The sequence below is a fragment of the Streptomyces marinisediminis genome (assembly GCF_026262575.1).
GTDB lineage: Bacteria > Actinomycetota > Actinomycetes > Streptomycetales > Streptomycetaceae > Streptomyces > Streptomyces marinisediminis.
On record NZ_JAPKFL010000007.1, the window covers coordinates 92926 to 110508 of the forward strand.

The window sequence follows — 17583 nt, forward strand, 5'->3', positions numbered from 1 at the left end:
GCCCCTACGGGCGCGGCGCCGGGCGGCCCTTGGGCCGGCGCAGCCCGGTGGCGGTCAGCAGGCGCACGAGTTCGCGGCTGCTGACGGCCACCGCGCCCAGCCGGACGGCGTCGGCGTACCGGGTGGCCGGCAGGTCGTAGTGGTCGCGGTCGAACGCGCGCGGCGGAGCGCCCAGCTCCGCGGCGAAGGCGTGCAGCTCCGCGAAGGAGACGTCGCTGATCAGGTGCGACCACAGCCGACCGTGGCCGGGCCAGGTCGGCGGGTCGATGTAGAGCGTCACGCCCGGTCCCCGAGCCCGCCGACGGGTGCGACGACCGTGGCCGTCCGGCCGCAGACCCAGTGCGGGTCCTCACCGAGTTCCGGCTCGACGGCCAGCGCGTGCGGTTCGGTGTCCGGGCACAGGGGGCACAGCGGCCAGCGTCCGCTGCGCTCCAGCAGGCCGTCCTGCACGTCCTGGGCGACGAGGCCCGGCAGGAACGCGGCGCCCTGCGGCCACTGGCCGGCCCACCAGCGGCGGTGCGTGACCGCCTCCTCGACCAGCGAGACGTTCTCCGGTCCGGCCACGTCGAGGGCGGTGAGGTCGGCGAGGATCAGCGCCCGCGCGGTGTGCAGCGCGGCCTCGACGCCGTCCTCGGACCACCCGCCCCCGCCGCCGCGCGGGCCGCCCGGGGTGTTCGGTCCGTCCGGGGTGTCCGGGGTGTCCGCACGGCGCGGGCCCTGGGGGTTCTGGGAGTTCTGCGGGTTCTGGGGACTCTGCGGGTCCTGCGGGTCCTGCGGGTTCCCGGAGGCGTGCGGTTCGTGGGGTTCGTGCGGGTCCATGCCCCCATTGCACCGCATCGGCCGGGAACCCTTGACGCACCGGGTGGCCGAAAATATCTTCCGCCGCATGAGGAGTGTGATGAAGGAAACCGCCGAAGGCGGCCCCGCCGCCGCCCGACCCGCCCGCCACCCCGCGGCCCACCCTCGGCCGGGGCCACCGCCGAAGCGCGGCACGCCCGACCCCGCCGGACTCGCGGCCAAGGTCCGCACGCTCGTGCCGACCATGACGCGCTCCATGCAGCGCGTGGCCGAGACCGTGGCGCAGGACCCGGCCGGGTGCGCCGCGCTCACCGTCACCGGGCTCGCGGAGCGCACCGGGACGAGCGAGGCCACCGTCGTGCGCACCTCCCGCGTGCTGGGCTACCCCGGCTACCGGGACCTGCGGCTGGCGCTCGCCGGGCTGGCCGCGCAGCAGGCGTCCGGGGCCGCGCCCGCCCTCACCTCCGACATCGCCGTCGACGACGCGGTCGGTGACGTCATCGCCAAGCTGGCGCGCGACGAGCGGCAGGCGCTCGGCGACACCGCCGCCGTGCTGGACCCGGCGCAGGTCGAGGCCGCCGTCACCGCGCTCGCCGCCGCCCGCCGCATCGACGTCTACGGCAGCGGCGCGTCCGCCCTGGTGGGGCAGGACCTCGCGCAGAAGCTGCTGCGCATCGGCCTCATCGCCCACGCCCACGCCGACCCGCACCTGGCCGTCACCGGGGCCGTGCAGCTCAGGACCGGCGACGTGGCGGTGGCGGTCACCCACTCCGGGCGCACGGTGGACGTAATCGAGCCGCTGCGCGTCGCCTTCGAGCGCGGCGCGACGACGGTGGCCGTCACCGGGCGTCCGGACGGCGAGGTGACGCAGTACGCGGACCACGTGCTGACGACCTCCACCGCACGGGAGTCCGAGCTGCGCCCGGCGGCCATGTCGAGCCGCACCGGCCAGCTCCTCGTGGTGGACTGCCTGTTCGTGGGCGTCGCCCAGCGCACCTACGAGGCGGCCGCCCCCGCGCTCTCCGCCTCCTACGAGGCGCTCGCCCACCGCCACGACCCGGGCCGCTGACGACGCGCCCGACGCCGCCCGGACCCCGGCGCACCCACCGCGCCACCGCCACGACGCCGACAGCGACACAGCGACACAGCGACACGACGACACGGAGAACCCCCGCAGCATGACCGCGCCCCGCGAGCCGCAGCCCCGGCTCGACGCCCTCACCACCGAGGCGTACCGGCCGGAGCTGGCCGAGATCGACCGGCTGCCGACGCTGGAGCTCGCCACCCTGATGAACGCCGAGGACGCCACCGTCCCCGCCGCCGTCGCCGCGCGGCTGCCGCAGCTCGCCGCCGCCATCGACGCCGCGGCGGAGCGCATGGCGCGCGGCGGGCGGCTCGTCTACGCGGGCGCCGGCACGGCCGGACGGCTCGGCGTGCTCGACGCCAGCGAGTGCCCGCCCACCTTCAACACGGCGCCTGGCCAGGTGGTGGGGTTGATCGCGGGCGGGCGGCGCGCGCTGGTGACGGCGGTCGAAGGGGCCGAGGACGACGCCGGGCTGGCCGCCGCCGACCTCGACGAGCTGGGCCTCACGGCCACCGACACGGTCCTCGGCGTCTCCGCCTCGGGCCGCACCCCGTACGCCGTCGGCGCCGTCGAGCACGCCCGCCGGCTGGGCGCGCTGACCGTCGGCCTCTCCGGCAACGCCGGCTCCCCGCTCGGCGCGGCGGCCGAGCACGGGATCGAGATCGTCACGGGGCCGGAGGTCGTCGCCGGCTCCACGCGCCTGAAGGCGGGCACGGCGCAGAAGCTGGCGCTGAACATGTTCTCGACGATCACGATGATCCGGCTGGGCAAGACCTACGGGAACCTGATGGTCGACGTGCGCGCCTCCAACGCGAAGCTGCACGCCCGTTCGCGGCGCATCGTCGCGCTGGCGACCGGCGCGGACCCGGCCGAGGTCGAGGCGGCGCTCCGGGCCACCGGCGGGGAGGTCAAGCCCGCCATCCTCACCCTCCTCGCCCCGGTCGACGCCGACCGCGCCGCCCGTCTGCTGGCCGACGCCGACGGCCACCTGCGCCGCGCCCTGGAGCGCGCGAACGGCCGCCCTGTCGCGCCGCGCTGACGCTCCGGCGGGCGGCGCGCGGGCGCGGCACGTCACCGCGCCGCGCCCGCGCCCCGGCACGCCGTCCACCGCGCGCGGTCACGGCCGGGCGGCGGTCAGCGTGCGCCGTCCGGCTCAGTACCAGCTCTGCCACTCGGTGGTGTTGCAGATGTAGGTCCGCAGCCCGTAGGAGTTGCTGTGGTCCAGGCACCTGCCCGTGGCCTGGTTCCGGAAGCGGATGGTGCCGTCGTTCCACCGGTCCACGAACCAGCTCTGCTGCCGGGACTTGTCACAGGTGTACGTCTGGGCATCGTTGTTGGAGGTGTTGACGAGGCACTGCCCGGTGGCGCGGCTCTTCAACTGCCGTGTGTTGTCCCCCCACCGAGTCACCTCCCACTCCTGCCAGATGCCGCCGTTGCAGGTGTAGCCACGCGTCCCGTACTGGTGGCTGTCGTCGAGGCACTTCCCGGTCGCCTCGTTGCGGAACGTCTGCACCGCCGCGGCGGACACGTCCCCTTCCCCCTGCCCCGGTGCGGGGGCCGCCGCCGCCACGGACAGGCCGCCCAGCAGCACGGTGGCCATGCTCAGGCCGATTGCGCCACGTTTCATGTCTGCCTCCCTCGCTCCCCGACGGTGCCTCCGCCGCGGAGTCGCTCGTCCGTCACTCTCCGCCGCGAGGCGATGCCCGGCAATCCTTTCGAGCAGGGTCGAATGCGGACATACGTGCGGCACGCTCCGTAGGTGGCCGGCAGGCGGCCCCCGCGGGCGAGGAGCGCGGGGCGGGGCGCGGCCGGGGGACGCGGGCGAGGCGCTTCCGGCTCCGCCGAGGGCGACGCGGCGCCCCGGGGCGGGCGACGGTGCGGCGGCAGCGGGGCTCCTCGCCACGCGCCGCGTGCCCCACCCCCCACGCCGCACCGCGCCCCACGCCACACCCCGCCGCGCGGCGGACGCCGCCCGGTGCGGCCCCACGGCGGTCGGACCAGCCGCCCGACGGGGGCCACGCGCCCGGGCCCGGGGAGCGCCGAGCGGCCACGGGGTCGGCCGCGTTCGTCGTTTGTTTGTTAACCGCGGACGGTCCGACGTCGAACATCCGCCGTCCGATATCCGTGGCGCTGTACCGCGTGAACCGTTCCTGTCCACGGGGGTTGGATATGCCGTCGCGCATCCACTTCAGCGCAGATGACCACACCCGCATCAGACTGGCGCGGGCGCCGGACCCCATGTGGGAGGCGCGGCTGAGCATGCAGGTGTTGCAGTCGACCGACGCGGGGCTGGTGTTCGGCCGCTGGCGGCGGGCCGTGTGGAGTCGGCTCGGCCCCTCGGCGCGCGCCGTGCTGGCCCTGGCCCCGCCCCTGGGCGACCCCCCGGACTTCCTGACGCCGGCGGCGGGCGAGGGCGGGCTGGAGGCGGGCATCGCGGCCGTGCTCGCGACCCCGCGCCCGCGGCTGCGCCAGGACATGGCGCGCCTCGCGCGGCGACAGCCCCTGCCACCGTGGGCGCGGCCGCTGGCGGAGGGCGACGCCGGGACGCTGCACCGGCTGGCGGACGGGCTGGCCGCGTACCACCGCGTCGCCCTGGCCCCGTACTGGGCGCGGGTGTGCGACCTGTTCGAAGCCGAGCGCACGGCGAACGTCCGCCGCCTGGCCTGTGCGGACTTCTCCGAGCTGCTGGGGGGCCTGCACGGCGACCTCGTCTGGCGCCCCCCGGTCCTCACCGTGCACGACGGACGCGGCGACCGGGACGTGCACCTCGGCGGGCGCGGCATCCTGGTGCTGCCGTCCTTCTTCTGCCGGGGCCGCCCCAGGCTGCTGAGCGACCCCGGGCTCCCGCAGGTGCTGGTGTACCCGATGCCCCGGGCGGCCGACGGCCTGTCCTGGAGCGCGGGCCACGGCGTGCGCGGCCCCTCCCTGGGGTGCCTGCTCGGCCGGACCAGGGCCGCGATCCTGGAGAGCCTGACCGCCGAGCGGACGACCACGGAAGTGGCGCACCGCGCCGGCGTCTCCCTGGCCACGGCCAGCCATCACGCCGCCGTGCTGCGGGAAGCGGGCCTGATCGCCTCCCGGCGCGCGGGACCGTGCGTGCTGCACACCGCCACGCCGCTCGGCCACGCGCTGCTCGGCGGAGCCCCCGTGGCAACGTGACGGGCGTGGCTCACGGTCGGCCCGGGCGGCGGTGCCGGCGGTGCCCCGCCGCAGCCGCCCCCCGGGCCGCCCCCGTCCCCCGGGCCCGTCCCCGCTCCCCGGGCCGCCGCCCCCGGGCCCGGCCCCCCGCAGGCCCCGGGCCCGGGGGCGGGCGCCGGGGTCAGCCGCAGACGTACCGGTCGACCGACCGGGCCCGGCCGGTCCCACTCGCGCTCGGGTTTCCGCGTGCGGCGAGCGGGCCGGCGCGGTGCCCGATGCGGCCGAACCGGTCGTACAGCGCCCGGGCCGGGCTCGGCATCCGGTTCCGGCGGGAGCCGACGCGCCGGTCCGGGCCCCGCTGCCGCAGGTCCGGGGTGCCGTAGCGGAACCAGGCCACGGGGCCCGTACCGTCGTGCCCGTCGACGACACGCAGGTGGCCGCTGGGGCAGCGGTCGTCCCCCCGGGCCGCGGGCGCCGCAGCCCGGGCCGCGGCGCCGGTCGGCGAGGCCGGGGCCGGCGTGGCGGCCGGGCCCAGCGCCGCGAACGTCGTGCGTCGCACCGCTCTCCTCCTCGGTGGAAAGATCGTGGCCTGACGCTAGGCGGGGCGCGACGGCGCCGGGAAGACCTTTCGAGCGACGTCGAAGCACTCCGCGCCCCACGGCCCGGCACGGTGGGGGAGTCGGCCGCGGGCGCCGCTCACGCGCGCGGGTCGGGGCCCGGGTCGCGGTAGTCGTCGAGCGACGGGTCGAGGTCGGCGTCGTAGGCGCCGGTGCCCAGGCAGTGTTTGCACTGGCCCGAGCGCAGCACCGTCTCGGCCGGGGCCGAGAACGGGTCGGGGCCGGCGGCGTAGGCCCAGGCGCGCGGGGTGAGGCCGCCGCCGAGGCAGAAGCGGCACGTCACCCCCGGGGGGTCGGACGCGGGCTGCTCGTCGTCCGTCACCGGCCCTCGCCCCGGCCGGGCTCGCTGACCAGCAGGCCGGTGCGGCCGGTGCGCCGCGCCTCGGCCATCGCCGCGAGGCGCCGGTAGTCCTCCGGACCCAGCAGCCGCTCCCACGTCGGCCAGTCCTCGACGGCCCAGCGGTCGTGCTCCTCGGGGTCGAGGCGGAGGGCGGCGAGCCGGTCGTCGGTCAGCGTGCCCCCGTCGAAGCAGAAGCCGACCTTGGCCGTGGGCGCCTGCGCGTCGTCCCCGCGCACGTAGTGGACCAGCAGCAGGGGGCGCGGGCCGGTCACGCGCAGCCCCGTCTCCTCGTACGTCTCGCGCACGGCCGTCTGGAACGGGTCCTCCCCCGCGTCCATGTTGCCGCCCGGGAGCTGCCACGCCCGCTTGGTGAACACCGAGCGCAGGCCGAGGGCGCGCCCGTGGACGTCGGTGAAGTAGCAGCACGCGTACACGGTGGCCTTCGGCAGCGTGGCCAGGTAGTCGGCTCGCGGCAGGGGGAACGGCCGCCCGAGGGCGGCCTCGTCACGCATGGTGGTCATACCCCAGTCGTACCCCGGATCACCGTCCGGCGGGGCCCACTTTCCCGTGTGGGCTACCCCGTCCACCGGCCGTGGCCCTCACCCGGGTGAGGGCCGCGGCCGGTGGACGGGGAGCCAGTCGGTGGCGTAGGCGACGGCGTCCGCCAGCGGGAACAGGCGGGCGTCGGCGGCGCCCACGGCGCCGCGCCGCACCGGGTGCGCCGCCTCGAAGGCCGCGCCCAGGTCGGCGAAGCGCTCGTCGCTGACCGAGGTGTCGCGGACGGTGTGCCAGCGCCGCCCGGCCGGCGTGGTGACGGCGAAGGACACGTCCACCCGGCTCCCGGGCACGCGGTACTCGGCCAGGTGGAACGCGGTGCAGGAGGCGTAGCCCGCGCCGAGCAGGAGGACCCGGGCGTCGGCCTCCTCCAGCCGGGCCAGCGGGCTGCGTTCGCCCAGGCGGCAGTCGAGCGCGTGGCCGTCGGTGATGGCGGTCGCCAGGGGGCCGACGGCGGCGAAGGACGTCTGCGGGTGGGCGCTGCGCAGGGCGCCGGGCCAGGAGCGGACGGTCTCGGGGACGACGCCCACGCCGCGGGTGGGCGTGGTGCGCGGGTCGTAGGCGGGCAGGGAGGCGCGGACCCGGGGCCACCACGGCTCGGGCACGGGCGGGTTCCGCCAGCACGCGGGGTCGGAGTTGTCCCCGGAGTGGGTGGGGACGACGAGCGTGCCGTGCGGGCCGAGCACGTCGAGCAGCGCCTGCACGACGGCGACCGCGGCGCCGCTGACCCAGCCCAGCGCGCTGAGCGAGGAGTGCGCCAGCAGCGTTTCGCCCGGGCGGACGCCGAGGGCGCGCAGGTCGGTGGCGAGTGAGTCGCGCGTGCACAGTGGGTCGCGGGGGCCTGGTGTGGTCATCGGTGTGAGTGTGACGCACGGAGACGCCCGGGGTGAACCGAGACCGCGGCCCCGGGCCGGGGCGTGGACACCGGGCCGGGGCGCCGGAGCGGTCGCGCCGCGACGACCGGCGGGCACGGGCGCCGGTCCCGGGCCGGGGAACCCGGCCGCGCGCCCCGGATCGTCCGGCGACAGCCGGGCCGCCGCCCGTCGCCTACGCTGACGCCATGGAGGCGACGCACGACAACACCACGGTGGTGGCTCAACCGCCCTGGCTCACACCCGCGTTCACGGCGGTCGGCGCGGCGGGCGGCTGGCTGGTGAGGCTGCTCGCGCAGTGGCTCGTGGGCCTGCCGTGGGCGCCGTTGCAGGGGCCCGCGGAGCTGCTGACGTCCGTCCCCGAGCCGTGGCTGACGGTCGGCACGGTGGTGGTGGGCGCGCTGCTGGGGCTGACGCTGAGCCTCGTCGCCCACCACGAGTCGCTGCGCGTGGCGGTCTCGGGGGACGGCGTCCGCCTCACGCTCAAGGGCGAGAGCGAGGACTTCCCGCGCGAGGCGGTGGGCGGCGTCTTCCGGGACGGCGAGCGGCTGGTGCTGCTGGACCGGGACGGCGGCGAACTGGCCCGCGAGGAGTGCGACCTCGCCGCCCACCGCCTGGCCGCCGCGTTCACCGCCCACGGCTACCCGTGGACGGAGGGCGACCCGCACGCGGCGGAGTTCCGCCGCTGGGTGCCGGAGTCGCCCGGGCTGCCCGAGGGGGCCGACGCGCTGCTGAGGGCGCGCGAGCGGGCGCTCAAGGCCAAGGACGGCGCCGACACCCGCGAGCTGCGCCGGGAGCTGGCCCGGCTCGGCGTCGTCGTCCGCGAGGAGCGCCACCGCCAGTACTGGCGCACGGCGCCTCCGCGGCGGTAGGCGCCGCTCGGCCCGGAGCGGTGCGGCTCCGGGCGGGGCGGGCGGGTGCCGGGGTCACGCCAGCATCTGGCGGCGGAGTTTGGCCAGCATGCGCGACAGCAGCCGGGAGACGTGCATCTGCGAGATGCCCAGTTCGGCGCCGATCTCGGCCTGGGTCATCTCCGCGCCGAAGCGCAGGTTCACCAGCGTCCGTTCGCGCTCGTCCAGTTGTTCCAGCAGGGGGGCGAGGGTGTGCAGGTTCTCGACGGCCTCCAGCGCCGGGTCCTCGTCGCCGACGCGCTCCGCGATGGGCTGCGGGGCTCCGGAGTCGCCCTCGGTGGCCGGGGTGTCCAGGGAGCCGGCCGCGTAGCCGTTGCTGGCGATGATGCCCTCGATGACCTCGTCGACGCCGAGCCCGAGTTCCTCGGCCAGCTCCTGCGGCGTCGGCGCGCGGTGCAGCGCGGTGGAGAGCTTGTCGGTGGCCCGGGCCAGGTCGATCCGCAGCTCCTGGAGCCGCCGCGGGACGTGGACGGCCCAGCTCGTGTCGCGGAAGAACCGCTTGATCTCACCGACGATGTAGGGCACGGCGAAGGTGGGGAACTCCACCCCGCGCTCCAGGTCGAACCGGTCGATCGCCTTGATCAGACCGATCGTGCCGACCTGGACGATGTCCTCCATGGAGTCGCCGCGGCTGCGGAAGCGGCCGGCGGCGAACCGGACCAGGGAGAGGTTGAGCTCTATCAGGGTGTTGCGCACGTACTGGTACTCGTGCGTGCCTTCCTCCAGCTCCCGGAGGCGGACGAAGAAGTGCTTCGACAGCTCGCGCGCGTCGCCGGGGCTCACCGCGCTCGGGTCCGCCACGTGGGGCAGCGGCTCGGCGGCGGGTTCGGCGATCGCCGTGTCGGACGCCTCGACGGCCGGGGCGGACTCCTCGATGGTCGTGGCCTCGTTTTTCGTTGCCGTGTACACGAGTCCTCCTAGCGTTGGGCTGACCGGACGCTTCCTTCCTATCCACAATTGTTGTCGTTACGCAAGTGTGACGCTGCGGGAGTCGCCAGGTCTGCGGCGCCGGAAGCGGGGTAGCAGTCGCAGCGTACCCAAGGACCGGGAGGAGCCAGCGTGTCATCCAGCACCGATGTCGTCGAACTGATCCTGCGCGACCACCGCAGGATGGAGGAGCTGTTCCGCACCATGCGGGACGTGGAGAGCGACCGGGCCGGGGCGCTCAGGGAGTTCGCCGGGCTGCTCATCGCGCACGCCGAGGCGGAGGAGCGGAAGGTCTACCCCGCGCTGCGCCGCTACAAGAAGGTCGACGACGACGAGGTCGAGCACGGCGTGGAGGAGCACGAGGAGGGGAACGAGGCGCTGCTCGCCCTGCTGGAGGTCGCGGAGGTCGGCTCCGCGGAGTGGGACGAGAGGCTGGAGGCGCTCGTCACCGCCGTCAGCCACCACCTCGACGAGGAGGAGCGCACCCTGCTCAACGACGCCCGGCTGCACGTGGCCGACGACCGCAGGGCCCAGCTCGGCGAGGCGTTCGCCACGGTGCGCGCGGAGCGGTTGGCCGCCGACTGCGGCAGCGTGGAGAACGTCCGCGCGCTCGTCTCCTCCTAGGCGGACCCGGGGCGGCCCGCGGGCCCGGTGCGCGTCCGCGCGGGGCCCTGGGCCACGGCGCCGAAGCGACCGGAGCGAAGAATTCCGCTCACGGCCTGGCGACGCCGGTGACGGTGGTCGCCGTTAGGGTGGTAGGGCAGGCCGGGCGGCAAGCGCGAGAGACAGGTCGGCTCGGGTATCGCTGATCGGAGTGTCGCACTGATGACCGTGAATTCCGTTCCCCCGCACCGCGAGGCATGCGCGGCCGCCGAGGCGGCGTGCGAGGTCATCGAGCTGTTGGAACTGCTGTGGGAACGCGGGCGCGACGCCGTCTCCTCCGCCCCGGTCTCCGCCTCGCAGCTACGGGTGCTCTACATCCTCGAACGCGAGGAGGGCATCAACCTGCGCACGCTGGCCTCGCAGTTGGGGTCGGCGCCCTCCTCGGTGAGCCGGCTGTGCGACCGGCTGGAGGCGGTCGGCTTCGTCGAGCGTGCGCCGAGCCCGGTGAGCCGCCGCGAGCTGGAACTGCGGCTCACCCCGCCCGCCCGCGACTACCTGCACGACCTGCGGGCGCAGCGCGAGGAGGTGCTCGTGCAGGTCATCTCCGCGATGAAGCCCTCGGCGCGCAAGGCGCTGGCCGCCGGTCTGACGGGTTTCCGCACGGCCGCGGGCTACGGCTCCGCCGCGCAGGGCGGCCCCCGGTCCGACGGCACGGCGGTCCGCTCCGCCTGACGCTCTCTCCCCCACGCGCCGCGGCCGCCGCCACCTCCTGCGGCACCGTGCCCACCGCACCCACCGCGCCACCGCATCCGCCCCGCACACCACGCCGCCTCCCCGTGCCCGCACCGCGCCCGCCGCCGCGCTCACCGCGCCACCGCACACGGCACGCCGCCGCCCAGCCCGCGCGGCGCACCCGGCGCCGCGGTCGGCCCGCGTACGGCATGCCGTCCCGCCAACTCGCCCGCGCCACGGCCGGTTCCGCGCGCGAGCGGCGCCGCGCCGGCCGGGCGCCGCGCCGGGGTCGTCAGGGTGGGCAGTGGTCGGGGTGGGAGGGTGGCGGCTCGCGCGTCACAGCGGCGGTGAGCGCCTCGCGCAGCTCCCGGAAGGCCGCCGCGAGCTGCCGGCGCCGGGCCGGGTCGCCGCCGCGCAGGGCGTGTCCGAGCACCGCCAGGCGGCGGGCCCTGGTCTGCCCCAGCATCCGCCGGCCGGCCGCCGTCAGGACGTAGGCGGTGCGCCGCTGGTCGCCGGGGGGAGGCGAGCGGGCCAGCAGCCCGGCCGACTCCAGCCGTCCGCACAGGCGGCTCACCGACGGCGCCGCCGCGCCCAGCCGCGCCCCCAGCAGCCCCGGCGTGGCGCGGCCGACCGTGCCGACCACCGCGAGCGTGCGCCGCTGCGCTCTGGAGAGGGGTTCGTCGGAGGCCGTCTCGGTTCGTTCCCAGAGCCGGACCAGGACGGCCGCCACCTCCCGGGCATCCGGCTCGGACTCGGTCCCGCTCTCCTGTCGCCTCTCCACCCAGAGGCCCCCTCGTGATCGCGGACACGCTCGCTCCCTGCGCATGCCCCGTCGGGCGCGAGGAATGCGGCCGCGTGCCGTCAGCCGCGCGAGGTCACCCGGACGGCCTCACCCGGAGGCGCGGCCGTACCAGTCCAGGCACACCACGAGCGCGTCGTCGTCCAGCGGCTGCTCCCCCCGGTGGGCGGCCAGTTCGCGCAGGAGGGCGCTGGGCACCTGGGTGGGCGGCAGCAGCCGGGCGGCGGTCAGCGCGCGGGCGAGGGCGCGTTCGCCGTAGCACTCGCCGCCCGGGGCCGCGGTGTTGTAGACGCCGTCGCTGCCGAACAGCAGGCGGTCGCCGGGTTCGACGCGGAAGCGCTCGGCCCGGTAGTCGGTGTCCTCGAACATGCCCAGCGGGAGTTGGGCGTCGAAGTCGACCCGCTCGACGGCGGCCTCGCGCTGGCGCCACAGGCGCGGGGAGCCCGCGTCGACGGCCTCCACCTCACCGGTGGCCAGGTCGAAGCGGAGCAGGAGCACCGAGACGTAGGCGGCGCCCCGGTACTGGGCGTAGACGGCCTGGTCGGCCAGGGCGGCCTGGTCGGCCAGCGAGGTCCCGGCGCGGCGGGCGTTGCGCAGCGCGTTGACGGCGAGGTTGGTGAGCAGCGCGGCCTCTATGCCGGTGCCCATGCCGTTGGTGACGGTCAGCGTCAGGTGGTCGGCGGAGCAGGACCAGTCGTAGTTGTCGCCGAATATGGCGTACGCGGGCTCCAGGTGGGCGCCGAGGGCGAACTCCTCGCGGGAGAAGGAGCGGCCGGGCAGCAACTGCCACTGCATCTCGGCGGCCAGCGTGAGCCGGGCGGCGCGGCGGGCGAGCCGGTAGAGGTCGGTGTCGCGCTCGGCGACCAGGATCTCGTGGCCCAGTGCCGCGCAGACGTGCGCGATCTCCGGGAGCACGGTCTGGTCGAAGCGGTCCGCGGGCATCGTGACGGAGAGCACGCCCATGCGGTCGCCGCGGGCGGTGACCGGCAGGTGCGCCGTGACGGCCGGGGTGTCCGGCGCGCTGACCACGTGCGGCTCCTGCGAGCCGAAGGCGCGGCCCTGCGGGCTGTCGTGGATGCGGACCGAGTCGACCTCCAGCGGCACGCCGCGCACCGACTGCAGGGAGGTCAGACCGTAGTCGGCCAGGCGCAGCTCGACGTGGTCGGCGCCGTACTGCTCGCGGAGCGCGGCGGCGACGACGTCGAGCAGCCGGTGCGGTGCGGCGGCGCGCAGCGCGCGTTCCACGGCGAGGTATCGGTCCACTGTGTGCTCCCGTCCGGGCCGACCGGCGAGCCGGGGCTTCCGGAGGGGCGGTCGATGTGGCAATGATCTTACACCGCACGACAACAGTTGCTGCCAGTCAACCAATGGGTACGGCTCGCGGTGCGCACGCCCCGGTCCGGCGGCGGACCCGGAGCGTCGTACGGCGTGCTCAGCCGCGCGGCAGGCGGACCACGGTGACGAAGAACTCGTCGATCTTGCGGATCGCGGCGATGAACTGCTCCAGGTCCACCGGCTTGGTGACGTAGGCGCTGGCGTGGAGCTGGTAGCTGCGCAGGATGTCCTCCTCCGCCGAGGACGTGGTGAGCACCACCACGGGGATGTGGGTGAGCTCGCGGTCCTCCTTGATCTTCTCCAGCACCTGCCGCCCGTCGTACTTGGGCAGGTTCAGGTCGAGCAGGATCAGGTCGGGACGCGGCGCGGTGTCGTACCGGCCGCGCCGGTAGAGGAAGTCCAGCGCCTCCTCGCCGTCCCGCACGACGTGCAGAACGTTGCCGATCTTGTTGTCCTCGAACGCCTCGCGGGTCATCAGCTCGTCGCCCGGGTCGTCCTCGACGAGCAGGACCTCGATGGGCTTGTGGCCGGGAGTGCTGTTCATGTGGTGGCTCCTGGGGAGGGGGAGGGCTCGCCGGCCTCGGTCGCGGAGGCGGCGGGCGTGCCGTCGGAGGCGACGGCTTCGGTGCGGGCGCCGGCGGGGGCGGCGGCACCGCCGGCCGGGGCGGCGCCGGTACCGGCATCGGCACCGGCGTCGGTGGCAGCGCCGTCGGCCGCGTCGGCGTCCGTCAGCGCGGCGGGGCCGGTGCCGGGGGGTGCCGGGAGGGTGAAGCACACCCGCGTGCCGCCGGTGTGCGCGGTGTCGAGCCAGATCGTGCCGCCGTGGTGCTCGACGATCTTCTTGCACAGCGCCAGTCCGATACCGGTGCCCGCGTACGCGTCCCGGCCGTGCAGCCGCTGGAAGATCACGAACACCTTCTGGGCGAACTCCGCCGGCACCCCGATGCCGTTGTCGGTGACGCACAGCAGCCAGCCCGGCCCCGCGTCGGCCCCGGGGCCGACGCCCCCCTCGCACGCCTCCACGGTGACCCGTACCCGCGGCGGCCGCTCCGGGTGGCGGAACTTCACCGCGTTGCCGAGAAGGTTCTGCCACAGCATCGTCAGCAGGTTCGGGTCCCCGGTGATCGCCGGGAGCCGCTCCGGCCGCTCCACGGCGGCGCCGCTCTCCTCGACCGCGGAGCCGAGGTTGGCGAGCGCCCGGTCCAGCGCGTCGCCCAGCGGCACGTGCTCGCGGGCGTCGTGCAGCCGGCCGACGCGGGAGAAGGTCAGCAGGTCGTTGATGAGCCCCTGCATGCGCTTGGCGCCGTCCACGGCGAAGTCGATGTACTGCTTGCCCCGCTCGTCCAGCTCGCCGCCGTACCGCTTCTCCAGGAGTTGGCAGAAGGAGGCCACCTTGCGCAGCGGCTCCTGGAGGTCGTGCGAGGCGACGTAGGCGAACTGCTCCAGCTCGGCGTTGGAGCGCTCCAGCTCGGTGGTGTGCCGGTCCAGCTCCTCGGCCTGCCGCTGCAGCAGCGCCTCGCGCCCGCGGGCGGCGTCCAGCTCGGCGACGATGTGCTCGCGCATCGCCTCCACCGACTCGGCCACCGCGCGCAGGTCCGCAGGACCGCTCGCCGGGATGCGGCGCGCGACCTCGCCGCCCGCCACGTGCTGGACGCTCACGCGCAGCGCGCGCAGCGGGCGCAGCACGGCCAGGTGCAGCAGGAAGGACAGGGCCACGGCGACCGCGACGAAGGCCACCAGCATGCCCGCCAGCAGCCAGGTGTGCGTGGTGTCCGCGGCCTCCATCTCGGCCTGCGCGTCCAGGCGGGCCTGGAGCAGATGCTCCTCCTGGACGTCGAAGGCGTCCCGCAGCCGGTCGAAGGCCTGCTTGCTGGCGCGCATCTCCGGGTCCGACTCGGTGTAGACCTCGCCCGCCCCGACCTGGTCGATCATCGGCTCGGCGTGCTCGCGGCGCCACTGGCCGGCCAGGCGCTCGACTGCGGCGAGGTCCCCGGCCAGGGTGTCGTCGCCCGCGAGCGCCGGGCGCAGCCGCCGCAGCGCGTCGGCCTCGTCGGAAACCCCGGCGGTGTAGGGCTCCAGCCACGCCTCGTCGCGGCCGATGACGTAGCCGCGCAGCCCCGTCTCCTGGTCCAGCAGCGCCTTCTGCAGCCGGTAGGCGTCGGTGCGGGCGGGCTGCACGCGCTCCACCAGGTCGTCGGTGTGCGCCGCGCCGCGGGCCAGCAGCGCGGCGCCGCCGACCGCGCACCCCACGACGAACAGCAGGATCACGGCGACGACCAGGTGCAGCCACCCGCGCACCGTCAGTCGGGGCCCGGGCGGGCGGGACATCGTGCTCATCGGCTCTGCTCCCATGCCAGGTGGACGACGGCCACGTCGTCGCTGTGTCCGCCGTGCCGCTCCGAGAGCGACCGCGTCTGGGCGATCAGCGCGGGGACGAAATCGGCGCCCGACCGGTCGGCGTGTCCGCGGGCGAGCTCCAGCAGCCCGTCCTCGCCCAGCCGCTCGCCCCGCTCCCCGCAGCGGCCCTCGAACAGACCGTCGGTGAAGAGCACCAGGGCTCCGGCGGACGGCAGCGCCACCTCCTCCTCGGGCCACCGCGCCAGCCCCTCGGGCAGCAGGCCGAGCGCGGGGCCGGTCGCCGGGTCCAGCAGTCCGACGGCCGGGCGTGCCGCGTCCCGCAGGAACAGCGGCGGGTGCCCGGCGCGGATCACCCGGGCCGTGCCGCGCGCGGGCGCCAGCTCGACGGTGGTGACCGTGGCGAAGATCTCCGGCCGGGTCCGCTCGGCCACCAGCAGCTCCTGCATCAGCCGCAGCGCCGCGGGCCCGCTCTCCCCGGCCAGCGTGAACGAGCGCCAGGCGACGCGCAGGCACACCCCGAGCGCCGCCTCGTCCGGGCCGTGCCCGGAGACGTCGCCGATGACCGCGTGCACGGTGCCGTCCTCGGTGGCCACGACGTCGTAGAAGTCCCCGCCCAGCAGCGCCTGTTCGCGCCCCGGCTCGTACTGGGCCACCACGTCCACGACGCGGCTGCGCAGCAGGGGCGACGGGAGCAGTCCGCGCTCCAGCCGCCGGTTCTCCTGCGCCCGGAGCTGGCTGGCCTGGAGTGCCGCCGTCGCCTGCTCTATCTGGCGCCGCTGGATGGCGTACCGGATGGCCCGCCCCAGCAGCGCGGGCTCGAACAGGCCCTTGACCAGATAGTCCTGGGCTCCCGCCGAGACGGCCGCCAGGCCCGCGTCCTCCTCGGCCAGACCGGTGAGCACCACCACGGCGGCGCGCGGCGCGAGGCCGAGCATCTGCTGCACCACGTCCACGCCCTGCCCGTCCGGCAGGTGCAGGTCCAGCAGCACGCAGTGCGGGGCCGGGGCCTCGGCGAGCGCGGCCTTGGCGTCGGCCAGCGAGCGGGCCCGGGTGAGCTCCACGGTGACGCCGCTGTCCAGCAGCAGCTCCTCCACCAGCAGCGCGTCCCCGTCGTCGTCCTCGACCAGCAGCACCTCCGGCACCGCCGTCTCGGCGGTCCGGCGCGGGCGCGGGGTGCGGGCCCCGGCGGGGTCCGCGTCCGCGGTGCCGGACACTTCCCCGGTCGCGGCCGTGGACCCGGGGACATCCGCCGCGAGGTCGTCCGGGCCGGGCACACCGACGGCGCTCGCCACTGCCCCACCTCCGATATCCTTCGGTCGCCGGTTCGCCGACGCGTGCGGCAAGTGAGGATACTTGCCGCTTACGAATAATTGCACCGACCCAAAGGAGTCGGCGCACGGCCCCCGGTTCACGCCCGCGGCCGTTTGCCACCCCCCGCGCCGGGAATCCGCACGAGCAGCACACTCCACGCGGAAGGGGGTTACGGCGGATGACCGTGACCGGAGCACCCACCCTCATCTGGAACGTGCCCAGGGCACCCGGCGCCTTCGCCCGCGCTCGCGACCTTACCCGGTCGACGCTGCGCCGGTGGGGCTGTGATGCGGACGGCACCGACGTCGTCGTCCTCCTCGTCTCCGAGATGGTGACCAACGCCCACCGCCACGCGGACAGCGACGCCGCCCTGTGCCTGTCCCCCTCGCCTGACGGCGTGCAGGTGTCGGTCCAGGACGCCAGCCCGCGCCGGCCGGTGCGCCGGGCGCCCGACCTCACCTCGGGCACGGGCGGACTGGGCCTGCAGATCCTGGAGCGCCTGGCCAGCCGCTGGGGCGTCGAGCCGCACGGCCCCGGCAAGCGGGTGTGGGCCGACGTGCCGTGCCGCACGGGGCTCGCGGCGGCGACGGCCACGGCGGCGGGTTAGCTTGGAGGTACGAACACGTATCCAGCAACGGAGCCGATGGTGCTGAGCGACCCGGACCGACTCACTCTCACGGACGTCGTCCGTACCGAGGGGTGCGCCATGCTGCGCGTCGCGGGCAAGCTGGACGTCTCCACCGAACAGCAGCTCCTGCGCCGCGCCGGTGACCTCGTCGACGACGGCCGCCACCACCTCGTGCTGGACCTCACGGCGCTGTCCTTCTGCGACTCGCGCGGCCTGAACTGCCTGCTGTCGCTGAACTGGCTGTGCCGCCGGCTGAACGGCTCGCTGCTGCTGGCCGGCGTCGGCAGCCGCATCATGGAGCTGTTCGCCCTCACCGGCACCCGTCACCTCTTCCGCTGCTTCCCCACCCCGGGCGAGGCCGTCGGCGCCGTCCCGCTGGACCTGCGCCCGGCCTGGCCGCCGTCCGACGGCCGGCTCAGCCCCTCCGGCGTCTGAGCCCCGCCGCACCCTCGCCCACCGCGCCCCGCGCCACCGCGCCGCGTCCACCGCTCACCGCGCGCCCGGCCGGCGCGGCCCCGCCCACCGCGCGACCGCACGCCGCGCCCCCACCCGTCGTCCCCTCGCCCACCCCGCGA

The 17583-nt window shown here is 75.9% G+C and carries 21 protein-coding genes; 8 read left to right on the forward strand and 13 right to left on the reverse strand.

The annotated features are described in order from the left end of the window. Positions 1–4 precede the first annotated feature (4 nt). Together OSB71_RS07975 and OSB71_RS07980 are read right to left on the reverse strand one after the other, a co-directional pair. A complete protein-coding gene (locus OSB71_RS07975) occupies positions 5–280 on the reverse strand; it encodes a DUF4031 domain-containing protein (protein ID WP_265945772.1) in 276 nt (91 codons plus the stop codon). Continuing rightward, positions 277–612, reverse strand: coding sequence for a DUF8819 family protein (locus OSB71_RS07980; RefSeq protein ID WP_265946072.1), 336 nt, complete (start codon positions 610–612; stop codon positions 277–279). Before OSB71_RS07980 ends, OSB71_RS07975 begins: the two co-directional genes overlap by 4 nt. Positions 613–898: 286 nt before the next feature. Here OSB71_RS07980 and OSB71_RS07985 point away from each other — a divergent pair, with 286 nt between their 5' ends. Both OSB71_RS07985 and murQ read left to right on the forward strand, forming a co-directional pair. Beyond that, complete coding sequence (locus OSB71_RS07985) at positions 899–1867, forward strand: MurR/RpiR family transcriptional regulator (RefSeq protein ID WP_416237219.1); 969 nt, start codon at positions 899–901, stop codon at positions 1865–1867. Positions 1868–1976: 109 nt separating this feature from the next. Then, positions 1977–2921, forward strand: coding sequence for an N-acetylmuramic acid 6-phosphate etherase (gene murQ / locus OSB71_RS07990; protein ID WP_265945776.1), 945 nt, complete (start codon positions 1977–1979; stop codon positions 2919–2921). A gap of 114 nt (positions 2922–3035) precedes the next feature. Here the strand turns inward: murQ and OSB71_RS07995 are convergent, their stop codons facing one another. Continuing rightward, the gene (locus OSB71_RS07995; RefSeq protein ID WP_265945778.1) at positions 3036–3509 is read right to left on the reverse strand and encodes an RICIN domain-containing protein; all 474 of its coding nucleotides are present in this window, start codon (positions 3507–3509) and stop codon (positions 3036–3038) included. Positions 3510–4051: 542 nt separating this feature from the next. On the opposite strand from OSB71_RS07995, the gene OSB71_RS08000 reads away from it, so the two are divergent. Further along, positions 4052–5041: a winged helix-turn-helix domain-containing protein gene (locus OSB71_RS08000; protein WP_265945780.1), complete on the forward strand. Its 990-nt coding sequence runs from the start codon at positions 4052–4054 to the stop codon at positions 5039–5041. Between the two features lie 160 nt (positions 5042–5201). Here the strand turns inward: OSB71_RS08000 and OSB71_RS08005 are convergent, their stop codons facing one another. From OSB71_RS08005 to OSB71_RS08020, 4 genes are all read right to left on the reverse strand, one after another. Next, positions 5202–5579, reverse strand: coding sequence for a hypothetical protein (locus OSB71_RS08005; RefSeq protein ID WP_265945782.1), 378 nt, complete (start codon positions 5577–5579; stop codon positions 5202–5204). 137 nt (positions 5580–5716) lie between these two features. After that, a complete protein-coding gene (locus tag OSB71_RS08010; RefSeq protein WP_265945784.1) occupies positions 5717–5959 on the reverse strand; it encodes a hypothetical protein in 243 nt (80 codons plus the stop codon). Next, the gene (locus OSB71_RS08015) at positions 5956–6498 is read right to left on the reverse strand and encodes an NUDIX domain-containing protein (RefSeq protein WP_265945786.1); all 543 of its coding nucleotides are present in this window, start codon (positions 6496–6498) and stop codon (positions 5956–5958) included. The genes OSB71_RS08010 and OSB71_RS08015 overlap by 4 nt, the downstream gene beginning before the upstream one ends. 78 nt (positions 6499–6576) lie before the next feature. After that, positions 6577–7386 (reverse strand): AAC(3) family N-acetyltransferase, encoded by an 810-nt coding sequence (locus tag OSB71_RS08020; RefSeq protein ID WP_265945788.1) that lies wholly within the window; start codon positions 7384–7386, stop codon positions 6577–6579. A gap of 206 nt (positions 7387–7592) precedes the next feature. Here OSB71_RS08020 and OSB71_RS08025 point away from each other — a divergent pair, with 206 nt between their 5' ends. Beyond that, positions 7593–8276, forward strand: a complete 684-nt coding sequence (locus OSB71_RS08025; RefSeq protein ID WP_265945790.1) for a YqeB family protein — start codon at positions 7593–7595, stop codon at positions 8274–8276. 54 nt (positions 8277–8330) lie between these two features. On the opposite strand, the gene OSB71_RS08030 is transcribed toward OSB71_RS08025, so the two are convergent. Then, positions 8331–9224 (reverse strand): RNA polymerase sigma factor SigF, encoded by an 894-nt coding sequence (locus OSB71_RS08030; protein WP_416237217.1) that lies wholly within the window; start codon positions 9222–9224, stop codon positions 8331–8333. A 150-nt stretch (positions 9225–9374) separates the two neighbouring features. On the opposite strand from OSB71_RS08030, the gene OSB71_RS08035 reads away from it, so the two are divergent. Both OSB71_RS08035 and OSB71_RS08040 read left to right on the forward strand, forming a co-directional pair. Continuing rightward, the gene (locus tag OSB71_RS08035) at positions 9375–9866 is read left to right on the forward strand and encodes a hemerythrin domain-containing protein (protein ID WP_265945792.1); all 492 of its coding nucleotides are present in this window, start codon (positions 9375–9377) and stop codon (positions 9864–9866) included. Between the two features lie 201 nt (positions 9867–10067). After that, complete coding sequence (locus tag OSB71_RS08040; RefSeq protein ID WP_265945794.1) at positions 10068–10577, forward strand: MarR family winged helix-turn-helix transcriptional regulator; 510 nt, start codon at positions 10068–10070, stop codon at positions 10575–10577. Positions 10578–10869: 292 nt separating this feature from the next. On the opposite strand, the gene OSB71_RS08045 is transcribed toward OSB71_RS08040, so the two are convergent. From OSB71_RS08045 to OSB71_RS08065, 5 genes are all read right to left on the reverse strand, one after another. After that, complete coding sequence (locus tag OSB71_RS08045) at positions 10870–11358, reverse strand: MarR family winged helix-turn-helix transcriptional regulator (protein WP_265945796.1); 489 nt, start codon at positions 11356–11358, stop codon at positions 10870–10872. Positions 11359–11466: 108 nt separating this feature from the next. Beyond that, positions 11467–12639 (reverse strand): PP2C family protein-serine/threonine phosphatase, encoded by a 1173-nt coding sequence (locus tag OSB71_RS08050; protein WP_265945798.1) that lies wholly within the window; start codon positions 12637–12639, stop codon positions 11467–11469. 169 nt (positions 12640–12808) lie between these two features. Next, the gene (locus OSB71_RS08055; protein WP_265945800.1) at positions 12809–13255 is read right to left on the reverse strand and encodes a response regulator; all 447 of its coding nucleotides are present in this window, start codon (positions 13253–13255) and stop codon (positions 12809–12811) included. Further along, on the reverse strand, positions 13252–15048 hold the full coding sequence (locus OSB71_RS08060) for a sensor histidine kinase (RefSeq protein WP_265945803.1): 1797 nt from the start codon (positions 15046–15048) through the stop codon (positions 13252–13254). The genes OSB71_RS08055 and OSB71_RS08060 overlap by 4 nt, the downstream gene beginning before the upstream one ends. Next, positions 15045–16361: a PP2C family protein-serine/threonine phosphatase gene (locus OSB71_RS08065; protein WP_265945805.1), complete on the reverse strand. Its 1317-nt coding sequence runs from the start codon at positions 16359–16361 to the stop codon at positions 15045–15047. Before OSB71_RS08065 ends, OSB71_RS08060 begins: the two co-directional genes overlap by 4 nt. A 197-nt stretch (positions 16362–16558) precedes the next feature. On the opposite strand from OSB71_RS08065, the gene OSB71_RS08070 reads away from it, so the two are divergent. Continuing rightward, positions 16559–16987: an ATP-binding protein gene (locus OSB71_RS08070; protein ID WP_265945807.1), complete on the forward strand. Its 429-nt coding sequence runs from the start codon at positions 16559–16561 to the stop codon at positions 16985–16987. 36 nt (positions 16988–17023) lie between these two features. Then, positions 17024–17443, forward strand: coding sequence for an STAS domain-containing protein (locus tag OSB71_RS08075; protein WP_265945809.1), 420 nt, complete (start codon positions 17024–17026; stop codon positions 17441–17443). The last annotated feature ends 140 nt before the right edge of the window (positions 17444–17583 follow it).

Bases quoted from the DNA above. Each gene is read 5' to 3' on its own strand.
- OSB71_RS07995 (WP_265945778.1), bottom strand. From the start codon at position 3,509: ATGAAACGTGGCGCAATCGGCCTGAGCATGGCCACCGTGCTGCTGGGC.
- OSB71_RS08070 (WP_265945807.1), top strand. From the start codon at position 16,559: ATGACCGTGACCGGAGCACCCACCCTCATCTGGAACGTGCCCAGGGCA.
- OSB71_RS08015 (WP_265945786.1), bottom strand. From the start codon at position 6,498: ATGACCACCATGCGTGACGAGGCCGCCCTCGGGCGGCCGTTCCCCCTG.
- OSB71_RS08040 (WP_265945794.1), top strand. From the start codon at position 10,068: ATGACCGTGAATTCCGTTCCCCCGCACCGCGAGGCATGCGCGGCCGCC.
- murQ (WP_265945776.1), top strand. From the start codon at position 1,977: ATGACCGCGCCCCGCGAGCCGCAGCCCCGGCTCGACGCCCTCACCACC.
- OSB71_RS08055 (WP_265945800.1), bottom strand. From the start codon at position 13,255: ATGAACAGCACTCCCGGCCACAAGCCCATCGAGGTCCTGCTCGTCGAG.
- OSB71_RS08060 (WP_265945803.1), bottom strand. From the start codon at position 15,048: ATGAGCACGATGTCCCGCCCGCCCGGGCCCCGACTGACGGTGCGCGGG.
- OSB71_RS08075 (WP_265945809.1), top strand. From the start codon at position 17,024: ATGGTGCTGAGCGACCCGGACCGACTCACTCTCACGGACGTCGTCCGT.
- OSB71_RS07985 (WP_416237219.1), top strand. From the start codon at position 899: ATGAAGGAAACCGCCGAAGGCGGCCCCGCCGCCGCCCGACCCGCCCGC.
- OSB71_RS08000 (WP_265945780.1), top strand. From the start codon at position 4,052: ATGCCGTCGCGCATCCACTTCAGCGCAGATGACCACACCCGCATCAGA.
- OSB71_RS08020 (WP_265945788.1), bottom strand. From the start codon at position 7,386: ATGACCACACCAGGCCCCCGCGACCCACTGTGCACGCGCGACTCACTC.
- OSB71_RS08025 (WP_265945790.1), top strand. From the start codon at position 7,593: ATGGAGGCGACGCACGACAACACCACGGTGGTGGCTCAACCGCCCTGG.